The 16,259-nt window shown below is 69.3% G+C and carries 25 protein-coding genes and 1 pseudogene; 10 read left to right on the forward strand and 16 right to left on the reverse strand.

From position 1 onward, the window contains the following. The first annotated feature begins 96 nt into the window (after positions 1–96). Positions 97–942 carry a metal ABC transporter permease gene (locus KBZ12_RS04700; RefSeq protein ID WP_254956669.1) on the forward strand — a complete coding sequence of 282 codons (846 nt, stop codon included), beginning with the start codon at positions 97–99 and terminating at the stop codon, positions 940–942. Here the strand turns inward: KBZ12_RS04700 and KBZ12_RS04705 are convergent. Next, on the reverse strand, positions 884–1,588 hold the full coding sequence (locus KBZ12_RS04705) for a cupin domain-containing protein (protein ID WP_254956671.1): 705 nt from the start codon (positions 1,586–1,588) through the stop codon (positions 884–886). The two genes, KBZ12_RS04700 and KBZ12_RS04705, sit on opposite strands and share 59 nt — an antisense overlap. A 352-nt stretch (positions 1,589–1,940) precedes the next feature. On the opposite strand from KBZ12_RS04705, the gene KBZ12_RS04710 reads away from it, so the two are divergent. Continuing rightward, on the forward strand, positions 1,941–2,117 hold the full coding sequence (locus tag KBZ12_RS04710) for a hypothetical protein (RefSeq protein WP_254956754.1): 177 nt from the start codon (positions 1,941–1,943) through the stop codon (positions 2,115–2,117). A 31-nt stretch (positions 2,118–2,148) separates the two neighbouring features. Then, positions 2,149–2,598, forward strand: a complete 450-nt coding sequence (locus KBZ12_RS04715) for a DM13 domain-containing protein (protein WP_261359805.1) — start codon at positions 2,149–2,151, stop codon at positions 2,596–2,598. Positions 2,599–2,747: 149 nt separating this feature from the next. On the opposite strand, the gene KBZ12_RS04720 is transcribed toward KBZ12_RS04715, so the two are convergent. Both KBZ12_RS04720 and KBZ12_RS04725 read right to left on the reverse strand, forming a co-directional pair. Further along, complete coding sequence (locus KBZ12_RS04720; protein ID WP_254956673.1) at positions 2,748–3,113, reverse strand: hypothetical protein; 366 nt, start codon at positions 3,111–3,113, stop codon at positions 2,748–2,750. Positions 3,114–3,182: 69 nt separating this feature from the next. After that, positions 3,183–3,527, reverse strand: coding sequence for a helix-turn-helix transcriptional regulator (locus KBZ12_RS04725; protein WP_254956675.1), 345 nt, complete (start codon positions 3,525–3,527; stop codon positions 3,183–3,185). Positions 3,528–3,783: 256 nt separating this feature from the next. Here KBZ12_RS04725 and KBZ12_RS04730 point away from each other — a divergent pair, with 256 nt between their 5' ends. Genes KBZ12_RS04730 through KBZ12_RS04740 form a run of 3 tightly spaced genes read left to right on the forward strand, consistent with a single transcriptional unit; the run spans position 3,784 to position 5,518 of the window. Continuing rightward, on the forward strand, positions 3,784–4,602 hold the full coding sequence (locus tag KBZ12_RS04730) for a sulfite exporter TauE/SafE family protein (RefSeq protein WP_315859271.1): 819 nt from the start codon (positions 3,784–3,786) through the stop codon (positions 4,600–4,602). After that, positions 4,599–5,036 (forward strand): hypothetical protein, encoded by a 438-nt coding sequence (locus KBZ12_RS04735; protein ID WP_254956676.1) that lies wholly within the window; start codon positions 4,599–4,601, stop codon positions 5,034–5,036. The genes KBZ12_RS04730 and KBZ12_RS04735 overlap by 4 nt, the downstream gene beginning before the upstream one ends. Further along, positions 5,033–5,518, forward strand: coding sequence for a GNAT family N-acetyltransferase (locus tag KBZ12_RS04740; RefSeq protein ID WP_254956677.1), 486 nt, complete (start codon positions 5,033–5,035; stop codon positions 5,516–5,518). The genes KBZ12_RS04735 and KBZ12_RS04740 overlap by 4 nt, the downstream gene beginning before the upstream one ends. Before the next feature lie 2 nt (positions 5,519–5,520). Here the strand turns inward: KBZ12_RS04740 and KBZ12_RS04745 are convergent, their stop codons facing one another. The 12 genes and pseudogenes from KBZ12_RS04745 to KBZ12_RS04800 all read right to left on the reverse strand — a co-directional run bounded on the left by KBZ12_RS04745 (position 5,521) and on the right by KBZ12_RS04800 (position 12,525). Continuing rightward, the gene (locus KBZ12_RS04745; RefSeq protein ID WP_254956678.1) at positions 5,521–6,018 is read right to left on the reverse strand and encodes a hypothetical protein; all 498 of its coding nucleotides are present in this window, start codon (positions 6,016–6,018) and stop codon (positions 5,521–5,523) included. Then, positions 6,018–6,281 carry a DUF3721 domain-containing protein gene (locus KBZ12_RS04750; protein ID WP_254956679.1) on the reverse strand — a complete coding sequence of 88 codons (264 nt, stop codon included), beginning with the start codon at positions 6,279–6,281 and terminating at the stop codon, positions 6,018–6,020. Before KBZ12_RS04750 ends, KBZ12_RS04745 begins: the two co-directional genes overlap by 1 nt. Positions 6,282–6,324: 43 nt before the next feature. Continuing rightward, the gene (locus KBZ12_RS04755; RefSeq protein ID WP_254956680.1) at positions 6,325–6,834 is read right to left on the reverse strand and encodes a DUF4188 domain-containing protein; all 510 of its coding nucleotides are present in this window, start codon (positions 6,832–6,834) and stop codon (positions 6,325–6,327) included. Positions 6,835–6,856: 22 nt separating this feature from the next. Further along, positions 6,857–6,982: a hypothetical protein gene (locus KBZ12_RS04760; RefSeq protein ID WP_254956681.1), complete on the reverse strand. Its 126-nt coding sequence runs from the start codon at positions 6,980–6,982 to the stop codon at positions 6,857–6,859. Beyond that, positions 6,979–7,854 carry a bile acid:sodium symporter family protein gene (locus KBZ12_RS04765; protein ID WP_254956682.1) on the reverse strand — a complete coding sequence of 292 codons (876 nt, stop codon included), beginning with the start codon at positions 7,852–7,854 and terminating at the stop codon, positions 6,979–6,981. The genes KBZ12_RS04760 and KBZ12_RS04765 overlap by 4 nt, the downstream gene beginning before the upstream one ends. Continuing rightward, positions 7,854–8,456 (reverse strand): hypothetical protein, encoded by a 603-nt coding sequence (locus tag KBZ12_RS04770; RefSeq protein ID WP_254956683.1) that lies wholly within the window; start codon positions 8,454–8,456, stop codon positions 7,854–7,856. Before KBZ12_RS04770 ends, KBZ12_RS04765 begins: the two co-directional genes overlap by 1 nt. 77 nt (positions 8,457–8,533) lie before the next feature. Then, a complete protein-coding gene (locus tag KBZ12_RS04775) occupies positions 8,534–9,094 on the reverse strand; it encodes a dihydrofolate reductase family protein (protein ID WP_254956684.1) in 561 nt (186 codons plus the stop codon). An 87-nt stretch (positions 9,095–9,181) separates the two neighbouring features. Next, on the reverse strand, positions 9,182–9,655 hold the full coding sequence (locus KBZ12_RS04780) for a DUF1214 domain-containing protein (RefSeq protein ID WP_254956685.1): 474 nt from the start codon (positions 9,653–9,655) through the stop codon (positions 9,182–9,184). A 90-nt stretch (positions 9,656–9,745) separates the two neighbouring features. Beyond that, a pseudogene (locus KBZ12_RS04785) lies at positions 9,746–10,602 on the reverse strand (DUF1254 domain-containing protein). Positions 10,603–10,908: 306 nt separating this feature from the next. Continuing rightward, positions 10,909–11,250, reverse strand: coding sequence for a hypothetical protein (locus KBZ12_RS04790; protein ID WP_254956686.1), 342 nt, complete (start codon positions 11,248–11,250; stop codon positions 10,909–10,911). 89 nt (positions 11,251–11,339) lie between these two features. Then, entirely contained in the window at positions 11,340–11,933 is a 594-nt protein-coding gene (gene dcd, locus KBZ12_RS04795) for a dCTP deaminase (protein ID WP_254956687.1), read from the reverse strand. Positions 11,934–11,937: 4 nt separating this feature from the next. Further along, entirely contained in the window at positions 11,938–12,525 is a 588-nt protein-coding gene (locus tag KBZ12_RS04800; protein WP_254956688.1) for a cob(I)yrinic acid a,c-diamide adenosyltransferase, read from the reverse strand. 164 nt (positions 12,526–12,689) lie between these two features. On the opposite strand from KBZ12_RS04800, the gene rph reads away from it, so the two are divergent. From rph to KBZ12_RS04820, 4 genes are all read left to right on the forward strand, one after another. Further along, a complete protein-coding gene (gene rph, locus KBZ12_RS04805) occupies positions 12,690–13,442 on the forward strand; it encodes a ribonuclease PH (protein ID WP_315859270.1) in 753 nt (250 codons plus the stop codon). Between the two features lie 142 nt (positions 13,443–13,584). Further along, on the forward strand, positions 13,585–14,250 hold the full coding sequence (ntcA, locus tag KBZ12_RS04810; protein WP_396100631.1) for a global nitrogen regulator NtcA: 666 nt from the start codon (positions 13,585–13,587) through the stop codon (positions 14,248–14,250). An 86-nt stretch (positions 14,251–14,336) separates the two neighbouring features. Further along, positions 14,337–15,584: a DUF3084 domain-containing protein gene (locus KBZ12_RS04815; RefSeq protein WP_254956741.1), complete on the forward strand. Its 1,248-nt coding sequence runs from the start codon at positions 14,337–14,339 to the stop codon at positions 15,582–15,584. Continuing rightward, positions 15,581–16,018 carry a resolvase gene (locus KBZ12_RS04820; RefSeq protein WP_254956690.1) on the forward strand — a complete coding sequence of 146 codons (438 nt, stop codon included), beginning with the start codon at positions 15,581–15,583 and terminating at the stop codon, positions 16,016–16,018. Before KBZ12_RS04815 ends, KBZ12_RS04820 begins: the two co-directional genes overlap by 4 nt. On the opposite strand, the gene KBZ12_RS04825 is transcribed toward KBZ12_RS04820, so the two are convergent. Continuing rightward, entirely contained in the window at positions 15,996–16,253 is a 258-nt protein-coding gene (locus KBZ12_RS04825) for a DUF3146 family protein (RefSeq protein WP_254956691.1), read from the reverse strand. The two genes, KBZ12_RS04820 and KBZ12_RS04825, sit on opposite strands and share 23 nt — an antisense overlap. Positions 16,254–16,259: the final 6 nt, after the last annotated feature.

Genomic DNA, 16,259 nt, shown 5'->3' on the forward strand with positions numbered 1-16,259 from the left:
GGCCCTGGCCCACGCTGCCTCCTGACGGCAGGGGTGCCCGGCGGGCCCGCCAGGGTGTCCGGGCAGCCTGGGTACCCTGGACCGATGGCGGTGGACATGACGGAGGGATCGACCCTGGTGGACCTGCTGCAGCTGCCGTTCATGCAGCGGGCGCTGCTGGGAGGGCTGCTGAGCGGCGCCCTCGGCGGGGTCCTCGGCAGTTTTGCGGTGCTGCGCCAGCTCTCCTTCTTCAGTGACGCCCTGGGCCATTCCGCCCTGCTCGGCATCACGCTGGGCCTCCTGCTGGGCATCGATCCCACCCTGGTGCTGATCCCCTTCGCGGTGCTCTTCGCCCTGATGACGAACCAGCTGGTGCAACGCAGCCGCCTACCGGCGGATGCCCTGCTGAACATCGTCTACTCCTCGTCACTCGCCATGGCCGTGGTGGCCCTGAGCCTGCTGAGGGTCTACAAGGGCGGCATCCAGCAGCTGCTCTTCGGCGACATCCTGGGGGTCACCTGGCTCGACCTCAGCCTGATCGGGGTCCTGCTCGTCATCACCACCGGCTACCTCACCCTCACCCAGCGCGACCAGGTACTGCTCACCCTCGACGAACCGCTCGCCCGCTCCCGGGGGGTCGCCGTCTCCCTGCACCGGCTGCTGTTTCTGATCCTGCTGGCCGTGGTGGTGGCCATCTCCGTCAAGGCGGTGGGGGTGCTGCTGATCAGCGCCTTCGTGGTCATCCCCGCCTGCGCTTCCCGCCTGGTGAGCCGCCGCTTCGACACCTATGTGGCCCTGGCCGCCGCGCTGGGGGCCGCCTGCGCCGTGCTGGGTCTGCTGCTCTCGGCCGCCTTCGCCCTGCCGTCGGGCCCAAGCGTGGTGATCGCCCAGCTGGTGGGCTTCCTCACCGCCCTGGCCGTGGCCCCATGGCGGGGATTGACGGGGCCAGGTGGCCGGTCTTGACCCAGATGAGGCAGCCGCTGCCACTGAAGGGCGCATGGCGGCTGGCGGCTGGGTTGCGCAGCCAGGTCCCGGTCGGGTAGGCCCCCTGCTCGTCTTCGAACACCCCCTCGAGCACGAAGATCTCCTCGCCCCCCGGGTGGGCGTGCAGGGGGAAGCGGGTTCCGGGCTCCCAGCGCACCAGGGCCACGTGCTCCAGGCCGAAGCCGTGCAGGGGCAGCACGCTCAGGCCGGGCACCAGGCCGGGCACGAAGGTCGCGCAACCGGTGTCGATCACCACCCGCGCCTGGTCGCCCGGATCCATCTGGCGGAGCTTCACCAGGATGGTGCAGCCGGCGGCGCTGAAGGGGGCATGGGCGGAGCCCACCGGGTTGCGCACGTAGGTGCCGGGGCCGTAGTCGCCGTGCTCATCGGAGAAGACCCCTTCGAGCACGAGGAACTCCTCGCCGCCGCCGTGGTGGTGGGGGGAAAAGCGACGTCCCGGGGCATAACGGACCAGCGAGGTGGCCCGGGCGACCTCGCCGCCGTCGCGCTCCAGCAGACGCCGCTCCACCCCGGCCAGGGGCGACGGGTGCCAGGGCAACGCGCCGCTGTCGACGACGACCCGCAGGGCCAGATCGGCATGGAGTTGGGTGGGGATGGGGGTCATGGCGGGGCGGGCGCGTCGTGGAGCAGGGCGCGCAGGCGGATCAGGCCCTGGCGGGCCCGGGTCTTGACGGTGCCGAGGGGCAGCTTCAGCAGGTCGCCGATCGCCGACTGGCTCATCCCCCTCGTAGTAGGCCATTTCCAGCACCTGGCGCTGGTTGGCGGGGATGGCCTGAAGGGCCTGACGAACCCGTCGCGCCAGTTCATCCGCCTCCGCGTGTTCCTGGGGGGTGGGCACGGCAGCGGGGAACAACTGCTGCGACCAGCGTTGCACCAGCTCCCAGCGGTTCTTGCGCTGCTCAACGCCGCCACACCCCAGCTGCATCTGACGGCCGTTCTGAGCCAGTGGCGCCGTGATGGTGCTGGTGGAGGGCTCCGACCCGGTGACGGAATCGTCCCTGCTCCAGGTTGACCACGACCGGTTGGAGGACATTCTCCGGGGCCGCACCTTCGCCGATCTGGTGTCCGCGGAGAGCCAGGGGCGGCGCCGGGTGGACTTCGGGGCCCTCGACCGCACCCGGCCGATCGGCTGAAGGCCCTCGGATCCAATCCGACCCGATCCCCATGACCCGCTCCTCCAGCGCCCTCCTCCGCACCAGCGCCCTCGGCCTCGTCGCCGCCACGGCCCTGTCCGGTGCCGTCCTGCACGCCCGCAGCCTCAGTGATCCGATCACCCCCACCGTGGCTTCGGTGGCCCAGAGCATGGCCATGGCGATGGCCAGCGGCAGCTTCCGCAAGGCCGAGGCTCCCGTGAGCGGTGGCTTCACGACCAACGACATGGCTCCCGATCTCTGGGTGGCCTTCAGCCCCTCCGCCACGCCCCTGGCCATGAGCAAGGCGCCCGCCTTTCCCCTCAAGCCCGGCAGCTACACGCTGCTGTCGAAGCTGAAATCCAGCAAGGGGGGCCAGAGCTACGTGATCCCCGCCTCGATCGATCTGAAGGCCCAGAAATCGGTGCTGATCTGGTGCCAGAAGTTCAACGCCACGATGGCCTGGGCGCCCCTGAAGCCCTGAGCAGCCCAGGGCCCCATCAGAGCCCGGCGAACCACTCGTAGCCCCTGTCCTCCCAAGTGCCCAGGCGTTCGCCCAGGCTCGTCATCAGCTCCAGGCCGGTGACCCATTTGCTCTGCATGTCGCCGAGCTTGATGGGGCTGGCGCACCGTTCATGGGGGTGGCCAGCGGGGTCTGGGGGTGCAGGGCCGAGGCCAGATCCCAGGTTTCGAAGGACTGGTCGGCCGAACGGATCGCCAGGTAAGCCCCCAGGGGAGAGGGACCGGCCAGGGCCAGCACATCCGCCAGCCGCGGCCCCGTTGAGGCTGAGCCGGGCTGGCCAGGCGTCGGTGGCGGCGCCACAGCAACAGGCCGATCCAGAGCCCCAGGCTGGCGCCATAGAACCCCATGGCACCGAAGTGCCAGTCGCGGCCGCCGGCCAGCCAACCGCCGAGGGTGAACAGCTCCGGCACGGTGGCACCCTCCCGTCCGCCAAAGACCGGATTGGCGTTGTAGATCTCCAGGCCGCTGGCGGCCATCAGGAGCAGCAGCAGCAGGTTGAAACCATGGAAGGCCCGGGTCCCCAGGGGGCGCTGGGGCGCATGGCCTCAGGCGGTCTGGAGCTGATCCAGCTGCTGCTGCAGGCGCTGCTTCATGCGTTTCTGCACCAGCTCGCAGAGCTCCTCCACCAGTTCGGTGTCGGCCCGGTAGATGAGCCGGACCCCGTCCCGGTCGCAGGTCACCAGGCCAGCCCGCTGCAGCTGGGACAGCTGGCGGCTGATGTGGGACTGGCTGAAGCCGGTGGCCTCGATCAGGGAGGCGACATCGGCCGACCCCTGGCGCAGGTGGCAGAGCAGCTGGAGCCGGGCCGGTTCGCTCAGCAGACGGAAGAACTGGCTGAACTCCTCCAGCAGTTCGGGGCTGGGAATGGAACCGGGGCCGGCAACGCCCATGACAGAAGGTTATGACGCTAGAGGAATTATGCAGGGTTTCCCCGGCCGTGGTGGGGAGCGGAACGGTTCCGCGATGGAGCAGCCCTCTGCAGCGACCTGCAGCGCCGCCGCCACTCTTTCGTCGTTGTATGCGTGTAAAGTCATAAGTGCCCAGGCAGGTTGCGTCCATGGCGTCAGGTCCCCCCGTCCCCCAGGCCGCCGCCGTCTGCGGCATGGCACGCCTGCTGGCCGTGATGCCCTGGAACCGGGTGCGTCCTTGAGCGCCGCCGTTCTGCTGCTGATGGCCGGTGGGGGGGGGCTGATCGGCTTCCTGCTGGCGGTGCTTGGGGCCGGCGGCTCGATCCTGCTGCTGCCCCTGCTGATCAGCGGCGCCGGTCTGCCCACCCGGGAAGCGGTGCCCCTGTCGCTCCTGGCGGTGACCCTGCTGGCGGTGGCCAACGCCGGCCCCTACCTGCGGCGACGCCAGGTGGCACCGCGGCCCGCCCTGCTCCTGGGGGTGCCGGCCCTGGCGGGCAGCTGGATCGGAGGCACGGTGGTGAAGCACGGTCTGATCCCCGAGCCCGTGCAGCTGGGGGTGTTCGCCGTTGCCGCCCTGGTGGCCGCCAGGCTGCTCTCCCGCCGCCCCAGCGGCACCGCCCGGGCGCCCCGGGCCACCGGATCGCCGCTGGCCCTCGCGGGCCAGGGGGTGCTGGTGGGCCTGCTGACCGGCATCGCCGGCGTGGGCGGCGGTTTCGCCATCGTGCCCGCCCTGGTGCTGCTGGCCGGTCTGCCGATGCCCCTGGCCAGCGGCACCAGCCTGGTGCTGATCGCCACCAACAGCCTGGTGGCCCTTGCCGCCCTGGGGCACTGGCCGGCAGCGGGCCTGCCGCTGCTGGGGCCCCTGGTGGTGGGTGGTCTGGTGGGGGCGATCGCCGGCCAGGCCCTGGCCCCCCACCTGTCGGATCGTCACCTGCGCCAGGGCTTCGCCGCCCTGCTGGTCGGTTCGGCCCTGCTCACGGGCGCCGAAGCCTTCCAGCGCCAGCGCCACCTCAGCTCCGCCATCCCCTCCCCCCCCACCGTCCCGCAGCAGCGATGACCAACCTCCTGTTCCAGTTCCGCCTGCAGAGCCGCCACGGCGCCGCCGGTGAAGCCCTCAGCGTCGACGTCCGCAACGGCGAGCTGGAGCCCTGGCAGCCGCTGGAGCCCAGCCTGCAGACCCCCGGCTTCCGGCTCTTCCTGCTGTCGCTGCTGCTCTGCCAGCACCACGACCTGGTGGCCAACGCCCGGGAGCGGGACCTGCCCCTGGCGGCGGTGGACGGGGTGCTCAGTGTGACCGCCTCCGCCGACTGGATGGTCGAGGCGGTCGACGGCACGGTCCAGGTGCGGCTGGAGGCGGCCGATGGGGCGGCGACGCTGGAGCTGGATGAGCCCAGCAGGGCCTTCCTGGAGCGACGCATGCAGGTCTGCCCGGTGTCGCGGAATCTGCCCGGTACGGTGACCAAATCGATCGTGGTGCAAGCGGCGGGATGATCCGGGCGTTCGAACCGGCCGACTGGCCAGGGGTGTGGGCGGTGCTGGAGCCGGTGTTCCGGGCCGGCGAGACCTTCCCCCACGACCCGGCCATCGACAGCGACGCGGCCCGCCAGGCCTGGGTGGAGGCCGTTGCCGTCACCTTCGTGGCCACCGAGGCGGGCGGGGCGATCCTGGGCACCTACTACCTGCGGCCCAACCAGCCGTGCCTGGGCGCCCACGTGGCCAACGCCGGCTATGTGGTGGCCGAGGCCGCCCGGGGCCGGGGGGTGGGCCATGCCCTCTGCCGCCACTCCCAGGAGGAGGCGCGGCGGCGGGGCTTCACGGCGATGCAGTTCAACCTGGTGGTGAGCACCAACACCGCCGGCGTGGCCGCCTGGAGCCGCAACGGCTTTTGCACCATCGGCCGGCTGCCGGGGGCTTTCCGCCATCCCCGCCTGGGGGCGGTGGATGCCCTGGTGATGTTCAAAACGCTGGCCTGAGTTCAGGGGGACGGGTGCTCCACGCAGGGCATCCAGAGGGAGCCCATGGGGTGCACGCCTTCGCAGCCGAGGTCCTTGGCCTTGCTCAGGGCCTCTTCCTTGGTGGGATAGGCGTAGAGATTCTGCTGGCCCTGGCCGTGGTTGTGGTTGTGGTCACGGCTGTGGTGGTGCACCTGGCCGCTCGGGCTCCCCAGCCGGTAGGGGCCCATCCCCTCCATCCCCACCCACCAGACGCCCATCACGTTCACCCCGGCGATGAGGATGCCCATGCCCACCACAGAGGCGTTGATCACCCCCATCGCCACCGCCCCCACGCTGAGCACCCCCATCGGCACGACGCCGATGCTGATCACTCCCATGGGCACGATGCCGATCGAGATGATGCCCAGGGGGGCGATGCCGATGGCCAGGATCTTCGGCCGGCCACCGCAGGCTGAGGGGCTCGTAGCAGGAGGGGCGCCGCCGGCGGGAGGGGTCTCCGGCGCGTCCGGTTCAGGCATCAATGGGAGCCGTGGCTGGACGCCCCGCCTTTGGTTTCGCCATGGGTGGCACAGGGCATCCACTGGTTGCCCATCTTGTGGGCGCCGGTGCAGTTGAAGTGCTTGGCGGCGGCTTCGGCTTCCGCCTTGGTGGCGAACACCGCCTTCTGGGCACCCTGTCCAGGCTGCTGGGCCAGGGCGGGAGCGCCCCCAAGGGCGGCCATGAGCCCGGCGAAGAGGGCTGCGGCAGTGGCCAGGGGGACGAGGGGCGGCCGAAGGCGCAACACGGGGATTTCAGAAACGGCAATCATCCTGGCAGTGCTGACCTCAGGGGTTGTCATAGCTGGGCACGGTGGGATCGCCGTCCCGCCCGAGGCGGCGGCTCGCCGTTTCCCTGGCGCCGGTGGCCGGTTGATGGGTTCCTGCCCGGGCCAGGCCGAAGCGGGGCATGTTGCGGTAGACGCATTCATAGCGGCCGGCCTCCACCAGATAGGTCTCGTGCCAGATGCCCACGCTGCCACTGGCGCCGACCGCCTGGTTGAAGCGCTTCCAAGCCGTCAGGTGGGAGGCCTTCGGGTTCTTCGAGAAGCTCTCGAGAGCTTCGAAGGAACGCCAGTCCTGAACCAGCCCCACACCGCGCCAGTAGAGGATCGTCTGGGCGCTGAGCAGACCGAGTTCAGGACTGGCCAGCAACTCATCCATCATCGGGCCCATCGCCCGGGCCACCGGCAGCCATTGGTGCAGCGCCCAGAAGCGATTCACCCGCAGGCCGATGATGAACACCACGAACGGGCCCTCAATCTGGGCGGTGTAACGGCCGGGGAAGATCGGGCTCATGGGGGAGGGAAGGCGCCAGCAGTCACAGCGTGCCCGCCTCCAGCTGATGCAGATAGGGGAACTCCGGGGATTCGACACCGGCCTGCCGACGAATCTCCACCAGCTCGGGGGACTCGAAGAACGCCTTCGCCTTGGCGTCGGAGTTCACGCCTGGCGGGCCGAGGGGATGATGCGCCTGCCGCAGAGAACCGCCCCAAAGCCGAACACGTACATCAGCAGGCTGTAGACCGCCGCCGGCACCGCCATGTCGGGATTGTTGAGCAGGCCGGCGGTGATGGCGATCGCCAGGGTTCCGTTCTGAATCCCCACTTCGATCGCGATGCACACCTGCTGGGCCAGGGGCAGCCGGAACAGCCTGCCGGCCAGGAAGCCCGCCAGCATCGCCAACACGTTGAGCAGCGCGATGGCCAGTCCCATCTGAGCCAGAAACCCCGGCAGCTTGGGGGCCTCGCGAATGAACAGCAGCAGGATGATCAGCGCCAGCAGGCCCCCGGCCAGCCGGCCCATCTGCTTCTCCAAGCGCCGGGCTGTTCCGGGAAAGCGATGGCGAATGGCCATGCCGATGGCCGTCGGCAGCAGGGTGATCAGAACGATCTGCAGCATCGTGGTCCCGATCGGCAGGGCGATGGCGGCCCCTTCCCCCAGGAAATGCTGCAGGGCCAGGTTGGTGAACAGCGGAATCGTGAACACCGTGACGATGCTGCTCACGGCCGTCAGGGTCACCGACAGGGCCACATCCCCCCGGGCCAGGTAGGTCATCAGGTTCGAAGACGGCCCACCCGGGCAGACGGCCACGACCATCAGGCCCACCGCCATCACGGGCTCCATGGGCACCACCAGGGCGATCAGCGCCCCCAGCAGCGGCAACACCAGGATCTGGCAGACCGTGCCCACCGCGACCGCCCGGGGGTAGCGCGTGATGCGCCTGAAGTCCTCGGGCACCAGGCTGAGGCCCATGCCCAGCATGACGATGGCCAACGCCACAGGCAGCAGGACCACCGTGAAGATGCTGCTCTGCATCAGCTGCCTGCCATGCCCTGCATCACCGTGCCCATGATGCTCACCCGCGCCCAGCGCGGCAGGGGCACGAGCGAACAGGTCAGGAGTTTGGAGAGGGCGCCCGGCAGCACCGTGGTCTGCCGCCCCAGCGCATCAAGGATCGGGTGGGCGATGGCCTCCGGATCCATCGCCGCCCCCAACCGCATCCCGGCCCTGGCGGCGAAGCCGCTGTGGGTGGGCCCGGGCGCAGCGTCAAGCACGGCGAAGCCGTCGCCCTGGAGTTCCACCTGCAGGGCCTCGGCCAGGCTCTGCCCATAGGCCCTGGTGGCCGCGTCATGGGCCGCGTACGGCATCCCCTGGAAGGCGGCGATCGAGCTGAGCAGCACCAGGCCGCCCCGGCCCCGCTCCCGGAAGCGGCGGCCGAAGTGGTGGCAGGCCTGCAGCACCACCGCCCCCACCATCGTGGGCACCAGCCGCAGGGCCCCATCGCTGGGCTCGGGCGCCGGTTGGCGCGGATGCAGCTTGCGCTCGATCGCCGCGAGCAGCCCGCGGGCGGCGGCCGCGAAGGCGGAACGCACGGGGGCCGGCTGGCTGGCCCCCTCAGCGCCGAGGGCGGCGATCACGCCGCCTCGACGATGCGCGCGCGCACGGCCTGCTTGTGGCCCTCGGGGTATCGGATGATGGGCGTCATGCCATGAATTCAGCGGCCGGGGCGGGGCAGCGCGTAATGCAGCTCGGCCAGACCCGAGCCGATCTGGCGCACCGACAGCAAGCGCCAGGGTGGGTTGGTCACCCGACGGGGGAAGAGCGGCTTGCCCTGGGCAAGGGTGACCGAACCGATCTGGATGATGGCCTCATCCAGCAACCCGGCATCGTGAAACTGCACGGCAAGGGCCCCGCCGCCGGCGATCCAGATGTTCTTCCCCGCCGCCACCTCCAGCATCGTTCGGTGGACCTCCTGGACGCTGCCCTGGACGAAGCGAAGATCGGCTCCATCGATGCCGGGAAGCCCGCGGTGGGTGAACACCCAGCAGGGCTGGGTGAAGGGCCAGGGGGAACCCGAATCCTCCACAACTTTGTCGGAATGGTGCAGCATCCATTCATAGGTGGAGGCTCCCATCGCAATGGCGCCCACCTGGGCGATGAAGGCCGGGTAGCCCGCTTCCCTGACATCGCCGAGCGGGAACAGCCAATCCAAGCCGTCGTCTTCGGTGGCGACGAAACCGTCGAGGCTTGAGGCGGTGTAGTACTGCGTCGTCATGGCGCTGGTGAGACGCTGGGCGCGCTGAGATGGCCCGACGCTAGGAGCGCGCAGCCCGGCAGCCGGAGGAGTTCGCGATCGGCGGGCTCAGGATTGCAGCTCGATGGCCCCCGGCCGCCAGGTCTTGTTGAACCAGGGCTCCAGCGGGCCATAGAGGCGCAGGATCATGAACCACCCCTTGCCGGGGATGGTCTGCACCCAGTTGCTCTGTTTGCCAGCAGGGGCCTTGGGGCCGAACCAGACGTCAACGGAGCCGTCGGCGTTGGTCTGGATGCCCTTGTCCTGGCTGCTGACGCTGGGCCGGGGCTGGTCGGTCTGCAGCATCGAACGGGTCTGGTTGTCATAGACAATCACGGACCAGAAATCCTTCACGGGAATGTTGGGTGGCAACCGCAACCTGTAGGTCTTGCCGCCGTCGAACGGGTTGCCCTTCGCATCCAGGGAGGCCCAGGGATACTGGGAACCCTGGCCCACCATCTTCTCCTCCATGGCCGGTGTGACACCGGTGGCGACGTAGTAGTCGAAGATGGCTCCATCGAGATTGGCCACACCCGGGGACACCTCAAACCTGTAGCCACCGAAGAACGGCAGACGCCAGGAACTGTTGGGATAGAAGAAGGCATCGGGTTCGCGAATCTTGAAGGCCAGGGTTCACGCCGTCACCGCCCCGATCTTGGCGGCATCGCTGAGGATCGTCCTCATGCGCGCGTCGGGCTGGAAGGGTTTGACCTTGACGATGCCGATCGAGGCGAACAGGCCCAGGGTGGTCGGATCAGCTCCTTCTGGGGGTTCCTCCTGGATCACCTGGTTGAGCAGGGTCCAGAAGGAGTCGTCACCCGGGGCGACGAAGTTGGCCGGTACTCCCGAAGCATTGGCGAACGTGATCGGCGGCGGATTGGCGGCATCGGAAAGCTGGTAGATCTTGAGGTTCTTCCGCACGGACTCCACCCCGGGTTTGGGAGAACCATCGACCAGGAAGGAGCGGAAGGGCATCCAGTTGCCGTAGGTTTTCGGCCGGACAACGGCATAGCCCGCGGGGATGGCCCCCTGATAGCCCGGCGGCAGGATCAGGTACTTGCCGCCCTGGCCCTTGTCCGGGCCGGTGATGCCAACGTCCGTCACCCAGCGATACCAGAAGTCGTTGATGGCACCGAGCACCTTGGGGGGATTTCCACCACCAGGGGGCCTTTGCGGGTATCGAGCCAGATGAAGCTGTAGATCGTGTTGTCGTTGGCCGTGAGTTCCACGGTCTTGGAATCCACCAGGTTTTCCCAGATCACGTTGGTGGTGTTCACGGGACCAAATTTGCGCAGGGAATCGCGCATGCCGGCCTGGTTGACGATCGGGATGGCGAGCAGGTAGGCCTGCAAGGCGCGGGAGCGATCCAGATTGTCGTAGATCTTCGTGATCGTCTCCGGCTTCGGCACGCCATCGCTGAGGTTGAGGGTGCCGATGGAGGTGTCGAGCCGATCCGGGGTGGCCACGCCCGGGGCCGTGGGGGTCGTCATCCTGAAGGTCTGGGCGGAAGCCGCCGACGCGAAGGTCACGGCCAGGAAGGCCGCGGTGATTCCGGCGCGCAGTTGGAGACATGGCTTGTTCAAGTTGTTTCCTCGTGCAGCGAATAGGAGGTTTCACTGTATCTCAGCGATGCATTCCCTTCTATGGAGGGTCAGCATGGTGACCTGGACCGCTTCGCAGGTGGCGAGGGCCACTCTGCGTCGACCGATGCGAGGGACAACGAGATCTGTTCAAGCGATTCCATGCGGCATCTCGGCGACTGCGCGAACGACGCATCTTTTCTCAATAGTTGGTTGCTACGAGAAGAGCCACTTCTGCACAATTCGGGTGTAACGTGGCATGATCAGATACACCATAAGAAATACGATGGCCGCTGTGACCGCCAGCGTATTGAGTGGCGGATAGGAGGGTACCCCAAGAGTGCGCAGAACCGGAAGGGTCACCAGGGGCAGAAAAAGGACAAGCGGATAGATGGCGGACCACGTGATGAGGAACTGCTTCCAGCGCTTCGGCACCTTGGCCCTCGCGCCACCGGGAACAAACCAGAAGTCAAGGCCGCTGCTGATATAGAAGTCATTCGTGCCGACAAGGAGCGGCTTCACGGCTTTGATCAGCCGCTTCCGGTCATTCGACTCCATCCAGCCCCTTAGACGGACCCCATAACCACCTGTCCGTTTCGCTACAGAAGCGCCATTCCTCTGCCAACTGATCCATCCCCCCAATCCCCCTAAACCTTCGCCAGCGTCACCCGCTCGGGCTGGTGCTGGTACTTGCCCTGGCGGTCGTTGTAGGTGGTGGCGCAGGGGTCGCCCTCGAAGAACAGCAGCTGGCAGATGCCTTCGCCGGCGTAGATGCGGCAGTCGGCGCCGGAGGAATTGCTGAACTCCAGGGTGAGGTGGCCCTCCCAGCCGGCTTCAGCCGGGGTGGTGTTGACGATGATGCCCAGCCGCGCATAGGTGCTCTTGCCCAGGCAGATCACGGTGATGTTCGTCGGCACCCGCATCTTCTCCAGCGCCACCCCCAGCCCGTAGGAATGGGCCGGCAGGATGAAGTAGTCGCCGTCGTCGTCGCTGTGCATCGGCGCCGGCTCCAGGTTCGCCGGGTTGAACCGCTTCGGGTTCATCACCGTGCCGGGCACATGGCGGAAGATCAGGAACTCCTTCGGCGACAGCCGCAGGTCGTACCCATACGACGAACATCCGAAGCTCAGCACCGGCCCGGTGCGGGCCTCCGGATCCAGGTGGCGCACCAGCGTCGGCTGGAACGGCTCCAGCATCCCAGCCGCAGCCTGTTCGTTGATCCAGTGGTCGTTCTTGAGCATGGCGTCAGCCGCCGCGGCGCAACTGGGTGACCTGATCGGCCATCGCCATCAGGCTGGCCGGCATCGAGGGGCCCGTCAGGATGACATCCAGATGGGCCGGCCGCTGTTCAAGCGCCTCGATCACCGCCTCGGCGCCTAGGTAGCCCAGGGCCACCGCCAGCCCCAGTTCATCAAGCACCAGCAGATCCAGATCGCCCTTCAGCAGCCGCTGGCGGCTCACCTCCCACACCTCCGCGACCGCCTCGAGCGCCTCCTCGGCCGTGGCCCCCTCGGGGCCCTGGGAGCCCGGCGGCCCATCGAGGCAATGGGGCGTGCCCGGCCGCAGCCACTCCAGCCGGCCGCACAGCCGCAGGCTGCCGGCCGGCCCCTGCTCCACACCCCCCTTGAGGAACTGGCTCACCAGCACCCGGCTGCCCAGCCCGGCGCTGCGCAGGGCCTGGCTGAACACCGCCGCGAAGCTGCCTCGGAACGGCGCCGTATGGATCTGCAGCAGCCCCTCCGGCTGGCTCACCAGCCGCAACGGGGCCGCCAAGGGTGGCACCAGCGCCACAGGGCGATGGGGGTGGCTGGTGTCGATGAGGCTGGCGGTCATGGACACCCCAGGGAAGCGTTGGTGTGAAGGGTCCGGACGGCTAGTCCCAGCCCCTCACCTCCCGAATGTAGCGGCCCTCGCCGGCTCGGCACACCATCGGTAGTGGCTCGGAACAGACGTACCACTGGCGCCGCGTACGCTGCCCCTGCCCTGCCCCAGCCCGCGTGTCCAGCCCCGCCGACCTCCTGCGAAGCGACGGCCGCCGCGCCGACGCCCTGCGCCCGGTGGGCCTGGAATGGGACCCGATGGGCTTCGCCCTCAGCTCGGTGTTCTTCTCGGCTGGCCGCACCCGCGTGCTCTGCAGCGTCTGCCTCGACCCGGAGGTGCCGCGCTGGCGGCGGGGCTCCGGCAGCGGCTGGCTCAGCGCCGAATACCGCCTGCTGCCGGCCTCCACCCCCAGCCGCCAGGGCCGCGAGCTGATGAAGCTCTCCGGCCGCACCCAGGAGATCCAGCGGCTGATCGGCCGCAGCCTGCGGGCCTCCCTCGACCTGGAGGCCCTCGGTGAGCGCACCCTGCTGGTCGACTGCGACGTGCTGCAGGCCGATGCCGGCACCCGCACCGCCTCGATCACCGGCGCCTGGGTGGCCCTGGCCGCCGCCCTGGAGCGCCTCCAGCAGCAGGGTGTGCTGGAGGCCTCGCCGTTGCGCCAGCAGGTGTCGGCCGTGTCGGTGGGCCTGGTGGACGGCGTGGCCCTGCTGGATCTGGATTACTCCGAGGATTCCCGCGCCGAGGTCGACCTCAACGTGGTGATGGACGAGCAGGGGCGGCTGCTGGAGATCCAGGGCACCGCCGAGGGCGCCCCCTTCCCCCGCTCCCGCCTCGATGCCCTGCTGGATCTGGCCGAACCGGGCCTGCGGACGTTGCAGGAGGCCCAGCGCCAGGCCCTGGCTGTGGCGCCAGGCACGACGACCGGTTAAAGAGTGTCATTGGCTACACGGATCAGCCAGGCCGATCCATAGGTTCCTACCCACTCGCCACGCCTTGATGGTCGGCGCCACGCGTGGCTTCAGCCGCTACCCCAGCAGCCCATCCAGCGGATCCCCCGGCTCTGTGACGCCCATGGGCGCACCGGGTGCGACCACCGTCACCCTGCTGGATGTGATCCGGGGCCTGGCCGGCAGCAGCGTTGAAACCATCGAGCGCGGTAAAACGATCTTCTTCCCAGGCGATCCCGCCGAGCGCGTCTACCTGCTGCGCCGCGGCGCCGTGCGCCTCTCGCGCGTCTACGAATCCGGCGAGGAGATCACCGTGGCCCTGCTGCGGGAGAACAGCCTCTTCGGGGTGCTCTCCCTGCTCACCGGCCAGCGTTCCGACCGCTTTTATCACGCCATCGCCTTCACCCGGGTGGAGATGGTCACGGCCCCGGCCACCTCGGTGCGGCGCGCCATCGAGCAGGACGCCAGCGTTGGCCTGCTGTTGCTGCAGGGCCTCTCCTCCCGCATCCTCCAGACCGAAACCATGATCGAGACCCTCACCCACCGGGACATGTCCTCCCGGCTGGTGAGCTTCCTGCTCGTGCTCTGCCGCGACTTCGGCGTTCCCGGCAGCGAGGGGATCACCATCGACCTGCGCCTCTCCCACCAGGCCATCGCCGAGGCGATCGGCTCCACCCGCGTCACCATCACCCGCCTGCTGGGCGATCTGCGCAACGACGGTCTGGTCCAGATCGACCGCAAGAAGATCACCGTCTTCGACCCCATCGCCCTGGCCAAGCGGTTCAGCTGAGATTCAGCTGATCGGGCGGCCCCTGCCGGGTGCCATGAGGCCACCGACAGGGATACTTGGTGCACCGCGAAGCCGAGGCGCAGAAGGTGTCGGGTTGGCTGCTGATCCTGGCCCTTCTGGTGCTCGGCGGAGTGCTCTCCACCCTGGGCGACCGGCTCGGCAGCCGTGTGGGCAAGGCGCGCCTCAGCCTGTTCAACCTGCGGCCCCGCAAGACGGCCGTGGTGATCACGGTGCTCACCGGCAGCCTGATCAGCGCCGTGTCGCTGGCCCTGATGCTGCTGGTGAGCGAACGCCTGCGGGTGGGGCTCTTCGAGCTCGACCAGATCCAGGACCGCCTGCGTGACAGCCGCGCCGCCCTGCAGCGCAACAAGGGTGAACTGCAACGCACCCGGGGGGAGCTGGAACGCAGCCGCCTCGATCTCACCACCGCCGAACGCCGCCGTGACCAGGCCCTGGCCAGCCAGCGCCGGGCCCAGACCCAGCTGCTGGCCGCCGAGCGTCGCGTCGACACCCTGCGCCGTGAGCTGCAGCCCCTGCAGGCCGAGCGGGTCCGGCTGGAGGCCGAGCGGGCCCGGCTCACCAGGGAGGTGCGCGGCCGGGACGCGGACATCCGCCGCACCGAGACCGAACTGGCCAGCGTGCGCCGCCGCATCGCCGCCGGCGAGAAGGAACTCAAGGGCCTGGAAACCAATGTCATCGCCCTGCGCCGCGGAGATGTGGTGATCGCCAGCGGCCAGCCCCTGGCCACCGCCAAGGTGCTGCTGCAGCGTCCCGACCAGGCCAAGCAGGTGATCGACGCCCTGCTGCAGGAGTCGAACCGGGCGGCGTTCCAGCTGCTGCTGCCCGGCCAGCCCCCCAACCGCCAGATCCTGCTGGTGCCCCGCAGCGACATCACCCGGCTCGAATCGCTGCTCGCCACCCCCGGCACCTGGGTGGTCAGCATCCGCTCGGCCGCCAACGTGCTGCGGGGCGAGGCCCAGGTGCTCGCCTTCCCCGACCTCCGCCCCAACCGCCAGGTGGTGGAACAGGGGGAGGTGCTCTCCCGCACCGCCCTCGAGCCCGACGTGCGCGAGCTCGACGCCGTGCGCAGCCGCCTCAACCTGCTGCTGGCCGCCGCCTACGCCAAGGCCCAGCGCCAGGGCACCCTGGCCAACGGCCTGCAGTTCGATGTCGCCAGCCTCAATGCCCTCGCCCGCGAGCTCAGCGAGCGGCCCGCCGGCGTCACCGCCAACCTCGAGGCGGTGGCCAGCCAGAACGCCGACACCCCCGACCCGATCAGCGTTGAAATGCGCTGGGTCCGCAAGGACGCCGCCACCCGACCGGGGCGGCCATGACCACGGCGGTGCCGGCCCCTGGCCCCCTGGCCGGCCTCGATCCCGGCCGCAGCAAGTGCGGCCTGGTGCTCACCGATCCCGAACGCCGCGAGATCCGCCAGGCCCTGGTGTTGCCCCCCGAAGCGGCCTGGGAGCACCTGCAGCACTGGCACCGCCACCAGGTCCTGGCCGCTGTGGTGATCGGCGACGGCACCGGCAGCGGCCCCTGGCGGCGGCGCCTGGAGCCCCTGCTGCCGGTGGAGCTGGTGGATGAGCGCGGCACCACCCTGGCGGCGCGGCGGCGCTACTGGCAGCTGTTCCCCGCCAGGGGCTGGCGCCAGCTGCTGCCCCTGGGCCTGCGCCAGCCCCCGCGCGACTGGGACGACGTGGTGGCCCAGCTGCTGCTGGAGCGCCGGCTGGGGCGGGATCTGATCAGAACAACGCCCGCACCGTGAAGACGTAGTCGCCGCCCGGTTCGAGCTGGTAGTCGGCCTTGAGCAGGAAGCGCAGCAGGGCGTCCTGGATCAGGGCCCGTCCCAGGGAGGGCTCCACCTGCAGCTCGCCCCGATCAAAGGCCCAGCGGAACCGCCACTGGAACCCACCGGCGCTGATCTCCCCCTCCAGCAGGCAGGGGCTGAAGCTCTGGCGCAGCACCCGCAGCTGTGCGGTGGTGGCGGGTAGGCGACTCACAGGAAG

The sequence above is a fragment of the Cyanobium sp. Cruz CV13-4-11 genome, from assembly GCF_024346055.1.
Lineage (GTDB): Bacteria > Cyanobacteriota > Cyanobacteriia > PCC-6307 > Cyanobiaceae > Cyanobium.

Bases quoted from the DNA above. Each gene is read 5' to 3' on its own strand.
- KBZ12_RS04745 (WP_254956678.1), bottom strand. From the start codon at position 6,018: ATGCCTGAACCGGACGCGCCGGAGACCCCTCCCGCCGGCGGCGCCCCT.
- dcd (WP_254956687.1), bottom strand. From the start codon at position 11,933: ATGCTCAAGAACGACCACTGGATCAACGAACAGGCTGCGGCTGGGATG.
- ntcA (WP_396100631.1), top strand. From the start codon at position 13,585: ATGGGCGCACCGGGTGCGACCACCGTCACCCTGCTGGATGTGATCCGG.
- KBZ12_RS04715 (WP_261359805.1), top strand. From the start codon at position 2,149: ATGACCCGCTCCTCCAGCGCCCTCCTCCGCACCAGCGCCCTCGGCCTC.
- KBZ12_RS04705 (WP_254956671.1), bottom strand. From the start codon at position 1,588: ATGACCCCCATCCCCACCCAACTCCATGCCGATCTGGCCCTGCGGGTC.
- KBZ12_RS04755 (WP_254956680.1), bottom strand. From the start codon at position 6,834: ATGAGCCCGATCTTCCCCGGCCGTTACACCGCCCAGATTGAGGGCCCG.
- KBZ12_RS04720 (WP_254956673.1), bottom strand. From the start codon at position 3,113: ATGGCCGCCAGCGGCCTGGAGATCTACAACGCCAATCCGGTCTTTGGC.
- KBZ12_RS04700 (WP_254956669.1), top strand. From the start codon at position 97: ATGACGGAGGGATCGACCCTGGTGGACCTGCTGCAGCTGCCGTTCATG.
- KBZ12_RS04820 (WP_254956690.1), top strand. From the start codon at position 15,581: ATGACCACGGCGGTGCCGGCCCCTGGCCCCCTGGCCGGCCTCGATCCC.
- KBZ12_RS04765 (WP_254956682.1), bottom strand. From the start codon at position 7,854: ATGCAGAGCAGCATCTTCACGGTGGTCCTGCTGCCTGTGGCGTTGGCC.
- KBZ12_RS04775 (WP_254956684.1), bottom strand. From the start codon at position 9,094: ATGACGACGCAGTACTACACCGCCTCAAGCCTCGACGGTTTCGTCGCC.
- KBZ12_RS04725 (WP_254956675.1), bottom strand. From the start codon at position 3,527: ATGGGCGTTGCCGGCCCCGGTTCCATTCCCAGCCCCGAACTGCTGGAG.
- KBZ12_RS04735 (WP_254956676.1), top strand. From the start codon at position 4,599: ATGACCAACCTCCTGTTCCAGTTCCGCCTGCAGAGCCGCCACGGCGCC.
- KBZ12_RS04740 (WP_254956677.1), top strand. From the start codon at position 5,033: ATGATCCGGGCGTTCGAACCGGCCGACTGGCCAGGGGTGTGGGCGGTG.
- KBZ12_RS04790 (WP_254956686.1), bottom strand. From the start codon at position 11,250: ATGGAGTCGAATGACCGGAAGCGGCTGATCAAAGCCGTGAAGCCGCTC.
- KBZ12_RS04800 (WP_254956688.1), bottom strand. From the start codon at position 12,525: ATGACCGCCAGCCTCATCGACACCAGCCACCCCCATCGCCCTGTGGCG.
- KBZ12_RS04710 (WP_254956754.1), top strand. From the start codon at position 1,941: ATGGTGCTGGTGGAGGGCTCCGACCCGGTGACGGAATCGTCCCTGCTC.